General features: G+C 71.1%; 12 protein-coding genes, 1 tRNA gene, 1 other RNA gene and 2 pseudogenes. 10 read left to right on the forward strand and 6 right to left on the reverse strand.

The window, feature by feature from the left end; translation table 11 throughout:
- Positions 1 to 64: 64 nt before the first annotated feature.
- Together IAG44_RS21580 and IAG44_RS21585 are read right to left on the reverse strand one after the other, a co-directional pair.
- Positions 65 to 640, reverse strand: a complete 576-nt coding sequence (locus tag IAG44_RS21580) for an HhH-GPD-type base excision DNA repair protein (protein ID WP_187748726.1) — start codon at positions 638 to 640, stop codon at positions 65 to 67.
- 24 nt (positions 641 to 664) lie between these two features.
- Positions 665 to 1,360, reverse strand: coding sequence for a siderophore-interacting protein (locus tag IAG44_RS21585; protein ID WP_187748727.1), 696 nt, complete (start codon positions 1,358 to 1,360; stop codon positions 665 to 667).
- A gap of 78 nt (positions 1,361 to 1,438) precedes the next feature.
- Between IAG44_RS21585 and IAG44_RS21590 the strand changes: the two are divergent.
- From IAG44_RS21590 to IAG44_RS21610, 5 genes and pseudogenes are all read left to right on the forward strand, one after another.
- A pseudogene (locus IAG44_RS21590) lies at positions 1,439 to 1,762 on the forward strand (penicillin acylase family protein); the annotation flags it as partial.
- Positions 1,763 to 2,581: 819 nt separating this feature from the next.
- A pseudogene (locus IAG44_RS21595) lies at positions 2,582 to 4,306 on the forward strand (penicillin acylase family protein); the annotation flags it as partial.
- Complete coding sequence (locus IAG44_RS21600) at positions 4,293 to 4,868, forward strand: GNAT family N-acetyltransferase (RefSeq protein ID WP_187748728.1); 576 nt, start codon at positions 4,293 to 4,295, stop codon at positions 4,866 to 4,868. The pseudogene IAG44_RS21595 and the gene IAG44_RS21600, both read left to right, overlap by 14 nt.
- Positions 4,865 to 5,332, forward strand: a complete 468-nt coding sequence (locus IAG44_RS21605) for a cupin domain-containing protein (RefSeq protein WP_187748729.1) — start codon at positions 4,865 to 4,867, stop codon at positions 5,330 to 5,332. The genes IAG44_RS21600 and IAG44_RS21605 overlap by 4 nt, the downstream gene beginning before the upstream one ends.
- Positions 5,333 to 5,437: 105 nt before the next feature.
- Positions 5,438 to 7,552 (forward strand): copper resistance CopC/CopD family protein, encoded by a 2,115-nt coding sequence (locus tag IAG44_RS21610; RefSeq protein ID WP_343075745.1) that lies wholly within the window; start codon positions 5,438 to 5,440, stop codon positions 7,550 to 7,552.
- 565 nt (positions 7,553 to 8,117) lie between these two features.
- On the opposite strand, the gene IAG44_RS21615 is transcribed toward IAG44_RS21610, so the two are convergent.
- The 3 genes from IAG44_RS21615 to IAG44_RS44300 form a co-directional block, all read right to left on the reverse strand.
- Entirely contained in the window at positions 8,118 to 8,990 is an 873-nt protein-coding gene (locus tag IAG44_RS21615; protein ID WP_187748730.1) for a phosphorothioated DNA-binding restriction endonuclease, read from the reverse strand.
- A gap of 126 nt (positions 8,991 to 9,116) precedes the next feature.
- On the reverse strand, positions 9,117 to 10,538 hold the full coding sequence (locus IAG44_RS21620; RefSeq protein WP_187748731.1) for an MFS transporter: 1,422 nt from the start codon (positions 10,536 to 10,538) through the stop codon (positions 9,117 to 9,119).
- A gap of 246 nt (positions 10,539 to 10,784) precedes the next feature.
- A complete protein-coding gene (locus IAG44_RS44300) occupies positions 10,785 to 10,913 on the reverse strand; it encodes a hypothetical protein (protein WP_281404297.1) in 129 nt (42 codons plus the stop codon).
- A gap of 320 nt (positions 10,914 to 11,233) precedes the next feature.
- Here IAG44_RS44300 and IAG44_RS21625 point away from each other — a divergent pair, with 320 nt between their 5' ends.
- From IAG44_RS21625 to IAG44_RS21635, 3 genes are all read left to right on the forward strand, one after another.
- Complete coding sequence (locus IAG44_RS21625) at positions 11,234 to 12,352, forward strand: hypothetical protein (RefSeq protein WP_187748732.1); 1,119 nt, start codon at positions 11,234 to 11,236, stop codon at positions 12,350 to 12,352.
- 409 nt (positions 12,353 to 12,761) lie between these two features.
- Positions 12,762 to 15,092, forward strand: a complete 2,331-nt coding sequence (locus IAG44_RS21630; protein ID WP_187748733.1) for a type I restriction-modification system subunit M/S — start codon at positions 12,762 to 12,764, stop codon at positions 15,090 to 15,092.
- Between the two features lie 54 nt (positions 15,093 to 15,146).
- A complete protein-coding gene (locus IAG44_RS21635; protein WP_187748734.1) occupies positions 15,147 to 15,371 on the forward strand; it encodes a hypothetical protein in 225 nt (74 codons plus the stop codon).
- A gap of 59 nt (positions 15,372 to 15,430) precedes the next feature.
- Here IAG44_RS21635 and IAG44_RS21640 read toward each other — a convergent pair.
- Positions 15,431 to 15,518 (reverse strand) — tRNA-Ser (locus tag IAG44_RS21640).
- 97 nt (positions 15,519 to 15,615) lie between these two features.
- Here IAG44_RS21640 and ffs point away from each other — a divergent pair.
- Both ffs and IAG44_RS21650 read left to right on the forward strand, forming a co-directional pair.
- Positions 15,616 to 15,712, forward strand: an RNA gene (ffs, locus tag IAG44_RS21645) — signal recognition particle sRNA small type.
- A gap of 136 nt (positions 15,713 to 15,848) precedes the next feature.
- A complete protein-coding gene (locus tag IAG44_RS21650) occupies positions 15,849 to 18,101 on the forward strand; it encodes a DNA polymerase III subunit gamma and tau (RefSeq protein WP_187748735.1) in 2,253 nt (750 codons plus the stop codon).
- Positions 18,102 to 18,143 lie beyond the last annotated feature (42 nt).

The following is an 18,143-nucleotide window of genomic DNA, read 5'->3' on the forward strand; positions in this document are numbered from 1 at the left end:
AATCAACCCGTTCGGAGGAGCGCACGGGGAATCAGTGGGGAGCGCTTTTCTCTTTTCGGGTCCGCTACCCCTTGGCCTCTTTCTTTTTCTCCTGCTTGTATGCCCGAACCTTGGCCAAAGAGTCCACCCCCGTGATATCCGCCACGGACCGATAAACCTTGGCCTCCCCATAACTCCCCGCAGCCTCCCGCCACCCCGTCGGCCGCACCCCCAGTTGCTTACCGAGCAGCGCCAGGAAAATCTGGGCCTTCTGTTTCCCGAACCCCGGCAGCGCCTCAAGCCGCTTCAACAGCTCGCCCCCGCTCGTGACCCCGGTCCACACCTGCTCGGCGTCCCCGTCGTAGTGCTCGACGAGGTACTGGCAGAGCTGCTGAACCCGCTTCGCCATCGACCCCGGATACCGGTGCACCGCCGGCTTCTCGGAGAGCGCCGACGCGAACCGCTCGGGATCCATCCCGGCGATCTCGTGGGCGTCGAGGTCGTCGGCGCCGAGCCGGTCCGCGATGGTCCGGGGGCCCTTGAAGGCCCACTCCATCGGCACCTGCTGATCCAGCAGCATGCCGACCAGCGCCGCGAGCGCGGACCGCCCGAGCAGTTCGTCGGCGTCGGGATCCTGCGCGAGATGAAGGGTGACGTCCATGCCCCGATGATCCCGCCGAAGACGTCAGCTCGCGCGCCAGTACCCGAGCGCGTGCAGCCGGTCCTTGGCGACGCCGAGGTCCTTGCGGACGTACGAGGACAGGGTCCGCGTCGTCTGCGTGTCGCAGGCGATCCAGACGTACGGCGACGGCGTCGACGCGAGGAGGTCGGGCAGTTCGCGCTTGACGCGGTCGACCAACTCCCCGCGCGGGACCCGGCGTACGTCCGTCCGGAACGGCAACTCCGGTTCCCCGCCCTCGAACCAGACGGTCACGGGTACGGAACCCAGCGCGTCGGTCAGGGAGTTGATCGCGGGCAGCGACGCGGGGTCGCCGATCGCGAGGACGTGCGTCGGCGCCGGGACGGGCATCTCGAACCCGGTCCCCTGAACGGTCGCCTCGATGGTCTCCCCGGCCCTCGCGCTCCGCGCCCACTCGCTCGCGGCCCCCTCGTGCAACGCGAACTCCAACGCGAACGTCCCGCCTTCCGGGTCCGGATCGACCAACGTGTAAGCCCGCTGGTGCGGCTTCCCGGCGTTCCGGAACCAGAGGCGGACCCACATCGTGGGATGCACCGGATTCGCCGCGAGCAGCCCCCCATCCGTCACACGCACCCGCCGGTACCCCTCGCTGACCTCCTCATTCGCCGTCACGGTGAGCGTGAAGTCCTTCGCCCGCATCAGCTTCAGGACCGCGCCCTCCCACCCCCGACCCTGCGCCATACCGTCTCCACCCCTCACGTACGCTTCCTCCACGCCTAACTTAGGCAAGCCTAACCTAAAACCCGGGAGCTACCCAGAATGACCACAGCCCTCTACCGCGACCCCTGGGGCATCCCCCACCTCCGCACCCAGACCCCTGCTTCCCTCGCCCACGCCCAGGGCCTCACCACCGCCCACGACCGCCCCTGGCAACTGGAACTCGAACGCCACCGCGCCCAAGGCACCTCCGCCACCTTCCTCGGCCCCAACGCCCTCCCCTGGGACACCTTCGCCCGCCGAGCCCGCCTGATGGACACGGCCCGAAGATGCTTCGAGCACTTGGAGGAGACGGATCCGGAGACGGCGGAGTGGGTGCGGGCTTATGTGGCGGGGGTGAACGAGGGGTTGGGGGTTGCGGGGGAGAAGGACGCGGGTGCCCTGCGGGGTACGCCGGGAGGCGGGGGCGCGCGGGGCGCGGGGGCTTCCGGGGGCGTATCGGGAGGCGAGGTCGCGCAGGGCGCGGAGGGTTCGGAGGACGTGGGGGTTTCGGAGGGCGCTGCGGGAGGTGAAGTCGCGCGGGGCGCTGAGGCTTCGCGGGTCGGGCCGAGGGTCGGGAGCGTCCGGGGTGCTGCTGCTTCGGGGTGTGTTGCGGGAGGCGGAGTCGCGCGGGGCGCGGGGGCTTCGGAGGGTGCTGCGGGAGGCGGAGTCGTGCGAGGCGCTGGCGCTCCGCGGGATGTGCCGGGGAGCGGAGGCGCGCAGGACGCTGCTGCTCCGAGGGGTGTCGTGGAAGGTGAGGCCGGGCGGGACGCGGAGGCTGCTCCGGTCGTGGCGGGCCCGCGTGCCGAGTCCGCTCCGGCGGATCCGCTCACCACCCCGGCTCCCGCCGAACCGCCGCGCGCTGCCGCCGAGTTCGAGCACGCCAGTGCGGACCAGGCTTACGCCGGGCCCGCGTATGCCGCCGGGTGCGCTGGCGCCGGCTCGGTTCCGGCTTCTGTCGGACCCCTGCGCGCGTCCGCCGAGCCCTCAAGCACCGGCTCGGCCTTTGCGTTCGCCGTCCCGGCTTCCGCCGAACCTTCCCGGCCCGCCTCCGGTTTCGCTGCCGCCCCCCAGACTCCAGCCAAGCCCTCTCATCCCGCCTGTGAGTCCGAGCGCGTCGACGCAGCCCCGGCTTCCGCCGGATCCGCGCGCTCGGCCGCCGAGCCTCAAAGCACCGGCCCGGCCGCCGAGTTCGCCGCCGACTCCCCATACCCCGCCCCCGAGTTCGAGCGAGTCGGCCTTGTCCCCGGCGTGTGGGAGCCCTGGACTCCCCTCGCGATCTGGCTTTCCGTGCACATTCTGTTCGCCGGGTTTCCCGCCAAGCTCTGGAGGGAGGAGGCGGTTCGGCATCTGGGGGAGGGGGCGGTGGGGTTGTTCGCGACTGATGGGCCGGCGACCTCTGGGAGTAATGGGTGGGTGCTGGACGGGAGTCGGACCGTGAGCGGGAGTGCGCTCATCGCGGGGGATCCGCATCGGTTCATCGAGGACCCCGGCATCTATCAGCAGATCCGGCTGGCGTGTGACGAGTTCGACGTGGTCGGACTGGCGGTGCCCGGGGTCCCTGGGATCGCGCACTTCGGGCACACGGGAAAGGTCGCGTGGGCGATCACGAACGCGATGGCCGACTACCAGGACGTGTACCGGGAGAAGTTGAGGAGGACCGGCGCGGGGGTGGAGGCGCTGGACGCGGACGGCGTGTGGAGGCGGGTTTCCCGGCACACGGAACTGATCGAGGTGGCGGGCGAACCCCCCGTCGAGATCGAGGTGTTGGAGACCCCGAGGGGCCCGGTGATCGCGGGTGGGCCTGAAGGGCTGGACGACGCGACCCCGTTGGCGTTGAGCCTGCGTTATCCGCCGCGCGTGACAGGGGAGTTGGGATTCGGCGCGCTGCTGAAACTCCTGCGCTCGACGACCGTCGCCGACGTGGACGCCGCTTTGGACGACTGGTGCGAGCCGGTGAACGTCGTCCAGGCGGCCGACACCGCCGGAGGCACCCTGCACAGGGTCGCCGGCAGAGTCCCCGTCCGAGCGGAGGCGAACCGCGTCCGCGTGGTCCCGGCCTGGGAACCCGGCCACGACTGGACGGGCTGGCACGAGATGCCGAGGGCCGAACTCACCGACGGCGCGGCGGTGATGGCCAACCAGCGGGGCCCGGCGAGGGAGTTGGGCGTCGAGTTCGCCCCACCCCACCGGGCCGACCGCATCAGAACCCTCCTCCAGGAACGCCGGAAGTGGACCCCGCAGGCCCTGACGGCGATCCACATGGACACCCGACTCGCGTCGGCGGAACCCCTGTTGAACACCCTCGCGGCGCTGAAGGACCTCACCGCCCCGGCGAACACCCTGCGCACCCAACTCCTGCGCTGGAACCGCCACATGGACGCCACCAGCACGGCCGCCGCCTCCTACGCGTCCCTCCGCGGCGAGGTCGTCCGCAGACTCGCCGCCCACCCCGCGTTCGCGGACCTGAGGACCCCGCCCGCCTACCCCGACGTCCTCCTTCCGTGGCTCGCCCTCACCCCCCGGATCGGCTTCGCCCTCGAACACCTGCTGCGCGCCGAGGAGTTGTTCGGCATCGACCGCGAGTCCGTCGTCCGCGAAGCCCTGGAGGACATCGCGACCCGCCCCCGGCGAACGTGGGGCGACACCCACCGCCTGACCCCGTGGCGCGCCCTCCCGGACGACACGTTCGACCCGCCGCCCCTCTCCGGCGACCACGACTGCGTGCTGTGCACCACCGCGATCCCCGGCGTCACGGACCACGCCACGCGGGGCCCGGCGGCGCGCTACGTCTGGGACCTGGCCGACCGTCAACGCAGCCGCTGGATCGTCCCCGACGGAGCCCAACTCCCCTTGTGGCTCAGGGGAGACACCGTCCCCGTGACCACCGACTGGAACAGCTTGCGCAAGGAGCACGATGTACGTCCATGAACAGCCCGTCCCCGGCTTCGGCACGGTCCGGATCCGCCCCCTGGACCCGGTCGGCGACGTCCGCACGGTCCACACCTGGGTCAGTGAGCGACGCGCCGAGTTCTGGGGCATGACCGGCCTCACCGAACCCCAAGTCACCGAGATCTACGCCCACATGGCGACCCTGGACACCCACCACGCCTTCCTCGCCGAGCTGGACGGCACCCCGGTGGCCCTGTTCCAGCTCTACGACCCGGCGGCGGACCGCGTGGGCGAGTGCTACGACGTCCAGGACGGCGACGCCGGCGTCCACGTCCTGCTGGCCCCCGGCGAGCGCCAACCGGGTTGGTCGGCGGCCCTGTTGGGGGCGTACGCGGCGTACGTGTTCCTGACGCTGGGCCGGCGCAGGGTCGTCGTCGACCCGGACCCGCGCAACGAGAAGGCCGTCGCCCGCTTCCTGCGCCAGGGCTTCGAGGCGGGCCCGCTCGTCACACTCCCCGAAGTCGATTTGTCGGACGTCCACTTGCCCGCGAAACCGGCCCGACTGGCGTTCCTGAGGCGGGAGGTAGCCTTCCCCGGATGACGCCGGAAGACCTCATCGCCCACTACTCCCTGGAGCCGATCCCCCGCGAGGGCGGCCTCTTCCACCGCACTTGGACCGGCCCGCCGGCCCCGGACGGCCGCCCCTCCGGCACCGCGATCGTCGCCCTCCTGCGCGACGGCGAGTACTCCGCCCTCCACCGCCTCCCCCACGACGAGACCTGGCACCACTACCTCGGCGCCCCCCTGGAGATGCTCCTGCTCGCCGAGGACGGCACCACGCGGACGCCGGTGCTGGGCCCGGACGTCCTCGGCGGCCAGTCCGTCCAGCTGACCGTGCCCGCGCGCACGTGGATGGGTGCGCGGCCCCTCGGCGGCTGGACGCTCTTCGGCTGCACGATGGCCCCGGGATTCACCTATGAGGAGTACGAGCACGGGGAACTCGGCCCGCTCACGGAGCGTTACCCCGATCAAGCGGAGCGTATTGGGGCGCTGTGCAGGCCGTGAGAGGCCGGGGCGGGGGAGTTGCCGGTGGGGCAAGCAGTGAGCGGAGGTGGGACCCGAGCCGTACGTACAGGGAGGAATGGACGCAGGGGGCAGTACGGAGGCGCAGTGAACGACGTGGGTGAGAAAGGCCGACCGGCGGGACGGGTGATCGTGCGGCGCGGCCTGGTGCTGCTGGGCACGCTGCTGGTCCTGCTGCTCTTCACCGGCCCGGGACCGGCGTCGGCGCACGCGGCGCTGGCCGGCACCGACCCGGCCGACGGGAGCGTGGTCAAGACCGTCCCCGGCGAGGTCACCCTCAGATTCACCGAGTCCGTCGGGCTCCTGGACGACTCCATCCGCGTCCTGAGCCCCGAGAACCGCCGCGTGAAGACCGGCAAGGCGGGCCACGTGCCGGGCCGTTCGGACGCCGTGCGGGTCACCATGCCGTCCGACGCGGGCACGGGCACGTTCACCGTCGCCTGGCGCGTCGTCTCCGCCGACAGCCACCCCGTCTCGGGCGCCTTCACCTTCTCCATCGGCGAGCCGTCCGCGACGCTCGTCCCGGTCGCCGCGGGCCCGACGGAGAACCCGACCACCAACAGCCTCTACACGCTCACCCGTTACGCCGCGTACGTCTCCGCCGCGCTCCTCATCGGCACGGCCGTCTTCATCGCCGTCTGCCGGCCCCCGGACACCCGCGCGCTGCGCCGCCCACTGCGCGTCGGCGGCTGGACCCTCGCGGGCACGAGCGTCCTCCTGCTCCTGCTGCGGGCCCCCTACGAGGCCGGCACCGGCATCGCCGGGATCCTCGACCCCGCCGCGCTCTCCCGGACGCTCACCACCCGCCCGGGGCTCGCGCTGCTGGCCCGGCTGCTCCTGCTCGGCGTCCTCGCGCTGCTCATGTGGCAGAAGTGGTGGTCGAAGCGGGCCACGCTGAGCGCGGGCGCCGTCACCATCGTCGGCCTCGCGCTGACCTGGGCCGCCGCCGAACACGCCTCCGCGGGCATCCAGGTGCCGCTCGCGATGACCTCCACGGTGCTTCATCTCCTTTCCATGGCCGTATGGTTGGGGGGTCTCACCTCCCTGTTCTCCGTGCTGAACCGGAGTTCTGTTCCGGTGCCCGCGCGCGTGATCACGGCCTTCTCCCGTACCGCCGCGACCTGTGTGGTCGTCCTTGTGGTGACGGGTGTCTACCAGTCCTGGCGAGGACTCGGCTCGCTCACCGCGCTCACCGAGTCCTCCTACGGACGGATCCTGCTCGCGAAGCTGGCGGCTGTCGTGGTGCTGCTGGCGGTCGGGGCGTGGTCGCGGGGAGCCGTGAGGCGGTTGACGGTGGCCGAGAGCGAGAGTCAGACGAGGGGAAATGCCGTGAGCAGTGCGGTGAGTTCCGCGGTGCGGGAGCGGGTGGTGGAAACGGTGGGAGCCGCCGGGGCCGGGGGCGCGGAGCCGTTGACGGCGGTACCGGGCCCGAGGTCGGGCTCGCGATCAGATGTGGCTGCGGGTGTGGGTGCGGGTGCGGGCGCGGGTTCGGTCAAGTCGCGCCCGGCGTCGGCCGGTTCGGCGGACGAGGGCGCGGACCAGGCGCCGGACGCGGACGCTGACGGGGTCGCCGGTGAGGGCGAGGCCAGGGGCGCGCGCAAGCCGTCGGGCGAGGGCGAGTCCGGGACACCGGGTGACCGCACGGATGTCCCCGTCCCGCTGAAGTCCCTTCCCGACCCCGGCAGGTTGACGCCGGCCGAGGACGCGCACCGGCGTGCGCTGCGGCGGTCGGTGATGCTGGAGGTCGTCGTCTCGGTGATCGTCCTGGTCATCACGACGGTCCTCACGGGCACGCTGCCCGCCCGCGCGGAGGCGGAGGCGGCGGCGACCCCGGCAGCGGAGTCCGGCATCCTCACGACCTCCGTGACCCGGGTCCCCTTCAGCGTCGCCGTCCCCGGCACCAAGGCCCAGGGCACCGTCCAGATCACCCTCAACCCCGGCCGCGTGGGCGCCAACTCCCTCGAAGCCGTCGTCTACGCGGCCGACGGCGGCTTCGCCACCGTCCCCGAACTCCGCATCTCCTTCACCCTCCCCACCCAGGACATCGGCCCCCTCGAAGCCAACCTCACCAACCGCGGCGGCTACTGGGCCGCCGACTCCCTCAACCTCCCCATCCCCGGCGACTGGACCATGCGCGTGACCGTACGAGTCTCCGAGATCGACCAGGTGACGGTGGAGAAGAGGGTCCGCATCGAGAGGTGAGGCGAGGGGGACGAGGCAAGGTGTCGGAAAACCCGGCGCCGAGGGATGGGCCCAACACCGGGCTGGGGACGGGCTGGCCCGGCGTCCGACGCTGGCCTCGGCGGTTGGCGCCGGGTCTCGCGGGGCAGTCTTGGCGCTGGACTGGGCTCGGCGTGACGGTCTTGGCGCTGGTCTCGGCGGGGCGGGTTTGGCGCTGGTCTCGGCGGTTGGCGTCGGGTTTCGCGGGGCGGTCTTGGCGCTGGGCTCGCTGGGCGGAGTTGGCGCCTGGGTTCGTGGGGAGGGCGCGGCGTCGGTCTCGGCGGGGCGGGTTTGGCGCTGGGCGCGGGGTTGGCGTCGGGTTTCGCAGGGCGGTCTTGGCGCTGGGCTCGCTGGGCGGAGTTGGCGCCTGGGTTCGTGGGGCGGGCGCGGCGTCGGGCTCCGCGTCGAACATCGCGGAACGACCGGAACGAACCAACGCAGGTGCCCGGACGCCGCCAGGGGCGCGGGGAACTGCGCGACCAACCACAACGCACCCGCACCCCGCCCCCGGCAGAACCCCCCACCCCCTACCGCCCCCGACCACCCCTCACGCGGCCGTACGAAACACCTGCTCCACATGCCACTCCCGATACCCCGCAGCCACAGCCCGCTCCCCCACCCGAGGCCCGATCAACGAGCGCCCGGCAAGCCCCGTCACCTGGGCCTCGGCAGCCGCCGTCCCCCCACTGAAGACCGGCGACACGAGAATCCGATACCCGGCATCGAACCCGAGCACCCCCTTGTCGAACAGCTTGTGATGCAGCGAGCAGAGACAGAGCCCGTTGTCGACGGAGTCGGGCCCCTCGAACGCCCACCAGCGAACATGCGCCGCCTCAAGCCCGACAGGCTTCCCGCCAAGCTTCCCGTCGTACCCACAGAACGCGCACTGATGGCCGTACGCGGCAAGCACCAACTCCCGCATACGAGGATCCCGTTGCTGCCGCCGCCCGAACGAGTACCGCGCCGGTGAGAACGCCTCCTCAAGCCCGACCGCCTCGCACAACTCCCCATGCAGCGACGGCGGAAAATGCCGCTCAAGGATCAACTGAACGAGCTGCCACAGCAGTTCGGGCCGCCGCCGCAACTCCCCTTGCAGCGAGGGCGCGAGCCGCCCCGTCGCCCCCGACTCCCGCAACAGCCGCACCCCGCTCCCGGGACTCTCGTCCCCGAGTTCGCTGCGCACCTCCCACACCCCGTCGTTGACGAGGTGATGGAACGGATAGGCCGGCGTGGTCGGACGGGTGGGCCCGTACTCGGCCAGCAGCCGCTTCAACTCCCCTTCGACAGCGCTGTACTTGAGCTCGTCCTCGTCCTGCCGGAACCGCCCGAGCGCATACAGCAGCAGAAGCGGCTTGTGCGGCGCCCGCACCCCGTGCCGAGACCACTGCCGAAGCTCCGCCACCCGCTCAAGCCACTCCATGCCCCGATCGTAATAACCACCCCCGCACCCCCCCCGAAACCCGGACGGCCCCGAAACCCGAACGGGCCCGGAACCACCAGGTCCCGAGCCCGTCACTTCAACGAGCGCCCCCTGCACCTAGGCCCCCTACACCTCGGCCCCCGCCGCAGTCGCAGCCGCCCCCACCGGCCGCTCACCCACCGACTCCCCGACCCCCACCCTCCGCCGCGGAATGAACATCGCGAGGAGGAAAGCCACCACCGCCGCCCCCGCCCCGAGCGCCATGACGACCTTGAACCCGTTCTCCGAGGCCAGCGCGTGCCCCCCGAAGTCCGTGGTCATCTGCGCGAGGACAACCCCCGCGATGGCGCTGGCGAACGACGTCCCCAGCGACCGCATCAACGTGTTGAGACTGTTCGCCGCCCCCGTCTGCGACGGATCGACCGCACCCATGATCAGCGCGGGCAGCGCCCCGTACGTGAACCCGACCCCCGCGCCGATCACACAGGACACCAGGATCAGATGCCACACCTCGGACATCAGCAGGATGTTCAGCCCGTACCCGCCCGCGACGATCAGCGAGCCGATCATCAGCGTCACCTTCGGCCCCTTCGCCCGCGTGACCTTCGCGGACAGCGCGGAGACGACCATCATCACGAACCCCTGCGGCGCCAGCACCAGCCCGACGGTCATCATCGACTTCCCGAGCCCGTACCCCGTCCGCTCCGGCAACTGGAGCAACTGCGGCAGCACCAGCGACATCGGGAACATCGAGAACCCGAGCGCGACCGACGCCAGGTTCGTGAACAGCACCTGCGTCCTCGCGGTCGTCCGCAGATCCACCAACGGCTGCTTGGCCCGCAGCTCCCACCAGCCCCAGCCCAGCAGGACGACGACGGCGACGGCGCCGAGCCCCAGCGTCGTCCCCGAGGTCCAGCCCCAGTCGGCGCCCTTCGACACCGCGAGCAGCAGCGAGACCAGCCCGGCGGACAGCCCGAGCGAGCCGACCAGGTCGAACCGGCCCCCGGCGCGGTTCCTCGACTCCGGCACGAACGCCATGACCAGCAGGAACGAGACGACGCCCAGCGCGGCCGACGTCCAGAACAGGATGTGCCAGTCCCAGTTCTCCGCGATGAACGCGGCGATCGGCAGCCCCAGCGCACCGCCGACACCCAGCGACGCACTCATCACGGCCGTCGACCCCGCGAGCCTGTCGGCCGGGACCGTGTCCCGCAGGATGCTGATCCCGAGCGGCACGACCGCCGCGGACAGCCCCTGCAACGCACGGCCGATGACCATCGGGACGAGCGAGTCGGCCAGCGCGCACACCACCGAGCCGGCGACCAGCAGCACGATGCTGACCAGCAGCATCCGCCGTTTCCCGAACATGTCCCCGAGCCGCCCCACGACCGGCGTCGCCACGGCCGCCGCCAGCAGCGTCGCGGTCACCGCCCACGCCGTGTCCGACGCGGGCGCGTCCAGCAGCCTCGGCAGCTCCGGGACGATCGGGATGACCAGCGTCTGCATCAACGAGACGACGATCCCGGCCAGCGCCAGCACCGCCACCACGGCGTTCGGCTTCGGCTGGGCCGGCGACCCCGCCGGGGCCTCCGAAAGGAGGGAGGTTGCTTGAGTTGCGCAAGTTAATTTTTCCGAGCCGTGTCACCGGGCCCGGCGCGGAACGGGGGGTGTTTCCGCTGCCGGGCCCGGTGTCCGCGTCGCTCCCCGTCCCCACGGGACACGACGCGCTCCGGGGTTACGCCCGCTGACGTAGACCCCGGGTCTTGGAACCCCTGGACCTCCAGAGGTAGTACCTCAGGGACGGTGGTGGTGCCCCCACCCGTGCCAGGAGACGACGAACGCGGCCAGCCCCGCGCCGAGCAGCCCGAGGGCGAGTGAGCAAAGGAGGGCGGCGTCCGGCATGGGGTCACTCCTGACGTTCATCGCGGATTCCTCTCCGGTGCTCCACCCGCATGGGGGTCGGGTGGAGCACCCCCAGGCTACTTGTACTTTCAAGATTCTGTGGGGTGATCGGAGGACTTGCGTAGTCCCGCAGAAGGAGTACCGCAGAGGGAGTACCGCAGAGGTAGTCCCACGGCGGGAGTTCCGCGGCGGGAGCGGAGGGAGACCGGAACACCCGCACCCCCGGCCATGAACCTGCACCCTCCGGCCATGAACCCGCAACCCTTTTCGGCCATCTCTAGTAGGGGCCCCGCGCTGTCCCGAGACCGGCGCGGGGCGAGAGGGACCGAAAGGGAAGACACGTGCCGGTCATCGGTCAGCGGACGCACCTCGTGCTGCTCGCCGCCTGGACGCTCCTGTGGTTCGCGGTGGTCGAGCCGCACGGGGGGTTCTCCTGGCACTACCTGCGCACCGGCGGCGAGCTGATCTACGGCGGCGAGGGCGGCGGCCTCAACCTCTACGCCCACCACCCCGAGCTCCAGATGGGCCCGGTCAGCTTCCTGGTCGCGGGCCTGTTCAACCCCTTCTCGCAGCACACGGGCCAGTTCCTCGCCGCCGCCCTGATGTCGTTCCTCGGCCTGGTCATCCTCGTCCTCGTCGGCCGCAGCGCCGCCTGGCACATGCTGGGCACCGGCACCAACCACCAGCGCCTGCGCCAGCGCGTCCTCGTCGCCGGCCTCGCGTTCATCCCGATGTGGATCGAGGTGGCGGTGCGTTTCGGGCACCTGGACGACGTCCTCGCCCTGTTCTTCACGACGCTCGCCGTCCGCGCACTCACCCGGGGCAACGCGGTCGCGACCGGCGCGTTCCTGGCGCTGGCCCTCGACTCCAAACCGACGGCGCTGGCCTTCGTCCCCCTGCTCCTCGCCCTCCCCCGACGCCACTGGCTCCGCGCGCTCCTCACCTGCGCCGCCCTGGTCGCCGCGGCCTGGCTCCCCTTCTTCATCGACGCCCCGCACTCCTACGCGGCGGCCCAGTTCACCATCCCCGTCCAGCCGGCCTCCCCCCTCCGCTGGCTGGGCGTCGGCACCCCCGACACCCCGCCCTGGGGCCGCCCCGCCCAGGCCGCCCTCGCCCTCACCCTCGGCTGCCTGGCCGTCGCCCGGGGCCGCTGGCCCGCGGTGGTCCTCCTCGGAGCCAACGCCCGCATCGCCCTCGACCCCAGCGTCTACACCTACTACACCGCCTCGGTCCTCCTCGGCACCCTCCTCTGGGACACCATCGGCCAACGCCGCCTCATCCCCTGGTGGACCTGGATCGGCCTCCTCACCCTCTACGCCCCCGTCCTCACCATCCCCGACGCCGCCACCCGCGGCCTCCTCCGCCTGGCCTTCGTAGTCATCTCCACCCTGTACGTCCTCTTCCGCCCCCTACGCCCCCGCACCCGCCGAAACCCCCACCCCTTGGCACGAGCCACCTGACCTCGCGCCTCACTCACCGCCTCCCAAAAGCCGCACGCATCGGCCAGGGACAATGCCTCGCTGCCGAGTACGAAGACGCGAAACGGCCGTTACTCGCGCCCACCGACGCGCCTTTTCACGCGACCTCTCCCGTGTCGCTTCCTCCTGGAGTCAGCCGGCCAGTTCCAGCCAGGCGGTTCGTTACGGGTGTCATCTGTTAACCCCTATCCCAAATTATCTCGGAGGGCCAAGGCTGCCATCTCCGGGAAAAAGTGCAGGTGTGCCAAGAAGCGGCGCCATCCTGGTTGCGCTCCAAACCTCTCGTAGCCGTACGTACTATGTGCGCACCTGTAATGCGCACTGGACTCCTCTGGTTGCTCACCCCTACGGTTCAGGGGTCGAGCAGTGGCCAACACCAGAAGGGGAACACATGGTTGCCATGTCGGATGAGCGTGATCCGCTGATCACCCGGTCGGAGATCGCCTCGTACGCGGGTGTGGAACGGCCGACCGTATCCAACTGGGCGCGACGACATCAGGATTTCCCCGTCCCGACGCGCTCCGGTGAGCTGGAGTACTTCCGCCTCTCCTCGGTTCTCGACTGGCTCGGTGACCGGAAGATCTCGCAGGGCCGACTGCGGCCCGACGAGAGCCCCGGCGCCACTTACCGGGACCGTGTCCTGAGCGGTTGGCAGGCCCGGAACGGTCCTGCGAACCCTGTCCGCCGAACGGAGAGTGAGGAAGAGAACGGAGAGGCCGACAAGCGGAGTGTCAGCGCACTCATGGGACCCCTTTCCGACCGAGTGCGGGGCTCAGCCTCGATGCTGGACTACCTGACCTTGCTGCTCGCCCTCGTTTTCCTGCGCGGCAACGAGTCCCGATGGAGCACCCTCAAGGCCGCTGCCGATGCCGGTACAGGCCCGGAACACATCGCGGACTTGCTGCACCGGATCGGCGACGCGGCCGACGAAGAATTGCGGCGGTACGGGGTGCTGCCGGGGATGCGGGAGATCCTCGGCCGGCTGGAGCCCCGGACCTATGGCGACCTCGCCCAGGTGGTGCGGCTGGCGGGGGAACTGCGTCGAGGAGCCTTCCGGCTCATCCTCGACGAGTACGAGTCCCGGGCGGGGCTCCGCAGTGGAGAGTTCTTCACCCCCAGAGGGGTGGTTCGCTTGGCCGCCGAACTGGCCCTGGGCGCGGACAAGGGTGGCAAGTCGGTCTACGACGGGTACGCCCGTGGCGGCGAGATGCTGGCGGCGGCGGCCGAGTACGTCGGCGCGCGGACGTCCGGATTCTCGGTGCGGGGTGAAGTGCCCAGCCGTGACACCCTGCGGCTCGCCGGGATGCACGTGCTCCTGCACGGGGCGCTGCCGAGACTGCGCAGCACCGGGGACCTGCCATGGGAGGCGAGGACCCGCGCCGAGCCGTTCGCCGACGTGGTGATGATGAATCCCCCGTTCAACATGACCGACTCCACCGGATCGGGCCGGAGGGAAGGCGTATGGGAGTTCGGGGCCCCGCCCAGGGGCAACGACAACTTCGCCTGGCTGCAGCACGGGATGGCGCAGCTGAAGGACGAAGGGCGCGCTGCGGTCGTGATGCCGGTCAAGGCCGGCAACTCGGTCGATGAAGCCGAGCGCAATATCCGGCGGAACCTGATCGAGAGCGGAGCGGTCGAGTGCGTGATCGCCCTGCCGCCCAACTTGTTCTCCGCGACTCCCGTGCCGGTGGCCCTGTGGTTCCTGCGGCGCACCGAACAGCCGACTCCCGAAGTCCTGTTGCTGGATGCCCGGCACCTGGGTACCAGGCAAGGAAACCGGAACGTCCTCGAAGCGGACGACCGGCAGGCCATCGTGGACGTCGCCGTGCCATGGCTGTTCCGGCAAGTACGACCGACCGCGGGCAGTGGCCTTGAGCCGTACACGGCGTTGATCCCGCGAGGCGCGTTCGAAGCCGTCGACTACTCACTGAGTCCCATCGATCACGTCACCGGCAGGCGCCCTGAAGAAGCAGGCTCTCTCGACGAGGTCGACGCGTCGCGTCAGGAAAGTGTCCGCCTTCGTGACGACGTCGACACGGCGGACGAGGCAGCGGCTGCCCTCGACTGGAACTGGGGCGCGAGCGGAACCGCACGCCACGGGGAGCCGCCGTCGGCATGGATGGAAACCACTCTGGCTGAGCTGTGCGAGATCCAGCCGGGGCCCTCCTATACCCGCCTGGGCAAGAACGACCGCTCGGAGCAGGGGCTGGTGCCGGTTGTCCTGCCGCGCCAGCTCGTGGACGGCAGGGTCGTCGCCCTTGACGGTGAGCGGGTCTCTTTGGAGACGGCGAAGAAGCTCAAGAAGTTCTGGTTGCGGCCGCAGGACATCGTGTGTGTCCGGTCCGGGGCCATGCGTGCCCCCGCGATGGTGACCGCGGAGCAGGAGGGCTGGCTGCTGAGCCCCAACGTGATGAGGCTCAGGCTGCGAGAGCACTCTGTCGCGGTGGACCCCGAATACCTCTTGGGCTATCTCGCGTCGCCACGCCGCATGGAGTGGATGAGCAACCGGTCAGCGGCCACCGCCGCTTCCTCCCTCAGCCGTGACGTGCTCGGTCATCTACCGGTCCGGCTCCCGCCGCTGGAACAGCAGCGACGTGCGGTACGGGCGATCAACACACTCCGCGACCAGGCCGCGGCTCACCAGGCGTATGCGGACTCGCTTTCCAGGACTCGTGCGGAGCTGGCGAAGTTCCTGATGGACGGACCACTGGGCACCCCGTGATTCACGACCTCTTTTTCTCTCCCACCCTTCGCAACCCTCTGAAAGGAACCTTCCGTGTCCACGTCTGTGCCTCCGGCCTCCTCACGCACCTGGGCCCTGTGGCTGGGGATCGCTGCTCTGCTGTCCACCGTGGTGGCTCTCTGCGTAGCCCTGCTCAAGGTCCGCGCCGGCGCGGACACGACTGACGTCGTGCTGTCCGCCGGCGGGGGTTTCGCCGCAACAGCCGGCTTGTGCCTGGCTGTGCCGGCAGCTGTGAAGGAACTGAAGCGGCTCAGTTGAACGTCGAAGGGCCCCACCGCAAGCGGTGGGGCCCTTCGACAACGTGCCCGGTGAGGCACTGGCGGAGGATACGAGATTCGAACTCGTGAGGGGTTGCCCCCAACACGCTTTCCAAGCGTGCGCCCTAGGCCTCTAGGCGAATCCTCCGGTCGGAACATTACATGACGTCGGAGGGTGGTTGCGAACTCGTTCGGGGGAGGGTGGAGGGGTGGGGAGAGGGGGTGGGGGATCGGGTAGGCTGGGGGACAGCCCCTCACGCGGCGCTATCTGACTGAACTCCCCCAGGGCCGGAAGGCAGCAAGGGTAGGTTGGCTCTGGCGGGTGCGTGGGGGGTCTTCGCGTACGCGCGCGACAGACGCCGGCTCGCCGTCACGGCCCCGTACCGTCGTCACCGTTCCCCGTCCCCGCGGCCCCTCTTCCCCGCCCCACCCCACCACCCGGCCCGGTTTGTCAGTGGGCGCCTATAACCTCGTAGGCGTGTCGTCTCTCGCGCTGTACCGCCGTTATCGCCCGGAGTCGTTCGCCGAGGTCATCGGGCAGGAGCATGTGACAGACCCGTTGCAGCAGGCGCTGCGGAACAACCGGGTCAATCACGCGTACCTGTTCAGTGGCCCGCGCGGCTGCGGGAAGACGACGAGCGCGCGGATCCTGGCGAGGTGCCTGAACTGCGAGCAGGGGCCGACGCCGACGCCGTGCGGGGAGTGCGAGTCGTGCAAGGACCTCGCGCGCAACGGCCCCGGTTCGATCGACGTGATCGAGATCGACGCGGCGTCGCACGGCGGCGTGGACGACGCCCGTGACCTGCGCGAGAAGGCGTTCTTCGGCCCGGCCCGCAGCCGCTACAAGATCTACATCATCGACGAGGCCCACATGGTCACGTCGGCGGGGTTCAACGCGCTGCTGAAGGTCGTCGAGGAGCCCCCGGAGCACCTCAAGTTCATCTTCGCGACGACCGAGCCCGAGAAGGTCATCGGCACGATCCGCTCGCGCACGCACCATTACCCCTTCCGCCTCGTCCCCCCGGGCACGCTGCGCGACTACCTCGGGCAGGTGTGCCAGAAGGAGGACATCCCGGTCGAGGACGGCGTCCTGCCGCTCGTCGTGCGCGCGGGCGCCGGCTCCGTGCGTGACTCGATGTCCGTGATGGACCAGCTCCTCGCGGGCGCCACCGCCGAGGGCGTGACGTACACCATGGCGACCTCGCTCCTCGGGTACACGGACGGCTCGCTGCTCGACTCCGTCGTCGAGTCGTTCGCGACGGGCGACGGCGCGGCCGCCTTCGAGGTCGTCGACCGCGTCATCGAGGGCGGCAACGACCCCCGCCGCTTCGTCGCCGACCTCCTGGAGCGCCTGCGCGACCTCGTCATCCTCGCGGCCGTCCCGGACGCCGCCGAGAAGGGCCTCATCGACGCCCCCGCCGACGTCATCGAGCGCATGCAGGCACAGGCCGGCGTCTTCGGCGCCGCCGAACTCAGCCGCGCCGCCGACCTGGTCAACGAGGGGCTGACCGAGATGCGCGGCGCCACCTCCCCCCGCCTCCAGCTGGAGCTGATCTGCGCGCGCGTGCTCCTGCCCGCCGCCTACTCCGACGAACGCTCCCTCCTGGCCCGCCTCGACCGCATCGAACGCGGCGCGAGCTTCGCCGCCGCCCACACGCCCCCCGGCGTCCCGGTCGGCTACGCCCCCGCCTCCGACGCTCACATGCAGGTCGCCCCGGGCGGCGGCGCGGCAGCGGCGAGGGCGGCGGTCCGAGGCGGCACGGGGACGACGCCGGCGCCCCTGGCACCCCCTGCGCAGTCCCCGGCGCAGCCGCAGTCCCCCGCACCCGCGTACGCCCCTCCCGCCCAGCAGCCCTCCGCCCCGCCCGCGTACGCCCCCCCGGCGCAGCAACCGTCCGCCGCCCCGGCCCCGGCCCCGGCACAAGCCCCGGCCGCGTACGCACCCCCCGTCGAACCCCCCGCCACCCCCACCCCCACCCCCACTCCCGGTGCCTGGCCCACCCCCGCCTCCACCGGCGCGGACCGCAAACCCGGCGGCTGGCCCACCGCTACCACCCCCGGCGCCGCCCCCCGCCCCGCCCAGCAGCCCCAACCCCAGGCACAGGCGCAGGCCCCCGCACAGCCCCCCACCGACCAGGCCCCCGCCTACACCCCCCAGGCCGGCGGCCTCGACCCCCGCATGCTCTGGCCCAACATCCTGGAGGCCGTCAAGACCCGCCGCCGCTTCGCCTGGATCCTCCTCAGCCAGAACGCCCAGGTCAGCGGCTTCGACGGCACCACCCTCCAGCTCGGCTTCGTCAACGCGGGCGCCCGCGACAAGTTCGCGAGCAGCGGCAGCGAGGAAGCGCTCAAGCAGGCGCTGGCGGAACAGTTCAACGTCCAGTGGAAGATCGACGCGGTGGTCGACCCGACGGGCTCAGGCGCCCCGCCGAGCGCACCCCCGCAGGCGTACGCCACCCAGCAGGCCCCCGCGTACCAGCAGCAGCCCCCGGCACCGGCCTACCAGCCCCCGCAACCGGCCCCTCAGCCCCAGCCGACCCCGCACCCCACCCCCCAGTCCGCCCCGCAGTCCGCCCCACCCCCGCCCCCGGTCCACCACGAGGTGGTGGCCCCCGAGGACGACACCCCCGAGGACGACGACCCGGACCTCAACGAGTCGGCCCTGTCCGGCCACGAACTGATCGTCAGGGAGCTCGGCGCGACGGTGGTCGAGGAGTTCACGAACGAATAGGGGAGAGGCGGGCGGGCTTTGGAGGAACGCACAGCCAATCCG

It is taken from the genome of Streptomyces roseirectus (genome assembly GCF_014489635.1).
GTDB lineage: Bacteria > Actinomycetota > Actinomycetes > Streptomycetales > Streptomycetaceae > Streptomyces > Streptomyces roseirectus.

Excerpts from the sequence above, each read along its gene's own strand:
- IAG44_RS21580 (WP_187748726.1), bottom strand. The coding sequence starts at position 640 with ATGGACGTCACCCTTCATCTCGCGCAGGATCCCGACGCCGACGAACTG.
- IAG44_RS21585 (WP_187748727.1), bottom strand. The coding sequence starts at position 1,360 with ATGGCGCAGGGTCGGGGGTGGGAGGGCGCGGTCCTGAAGCTGATGCGG.
- IAG44_RS21600 (WP_187748728.1), top strand. The coding sequence starts at position 4,293 with ATGTACGTCCATGAACAGCCCGTCCCCGGCTTCGGCACGGTCCGGATC.
- IAG44_RS21605 (WP_187748729.1), top strand. The coding sequence starts at position 4,865 with ATGACGCCGGAAGACCTCATCGCCCACTACTCCCTGGAGCCGATCCCC.
- IAG44_RS21615 (WP_187748730.1), bottom strand. The coding sequence starts at position 8,990 with ATGGAGTGGCTTGAGCGGGTGGCGGAGCTTCGGCAGTGGTCTCGGCAC.
- IAG44_RS44300 (WP_281404297.1), bottom strand. The coding sequence starts at position 10,913 with ATGAACGTCAGGAGTGACCCCATGCCGGACGCCGCCCTCCTTTGCTCA.
- IAG44_RS21630 (WP_187748733.1), top strand. The coding sequence starts at position 12,762 with ATGGTTGCCATGTCGGATGAGCGTGATCCGCTGATCACCCGGTCGGAG.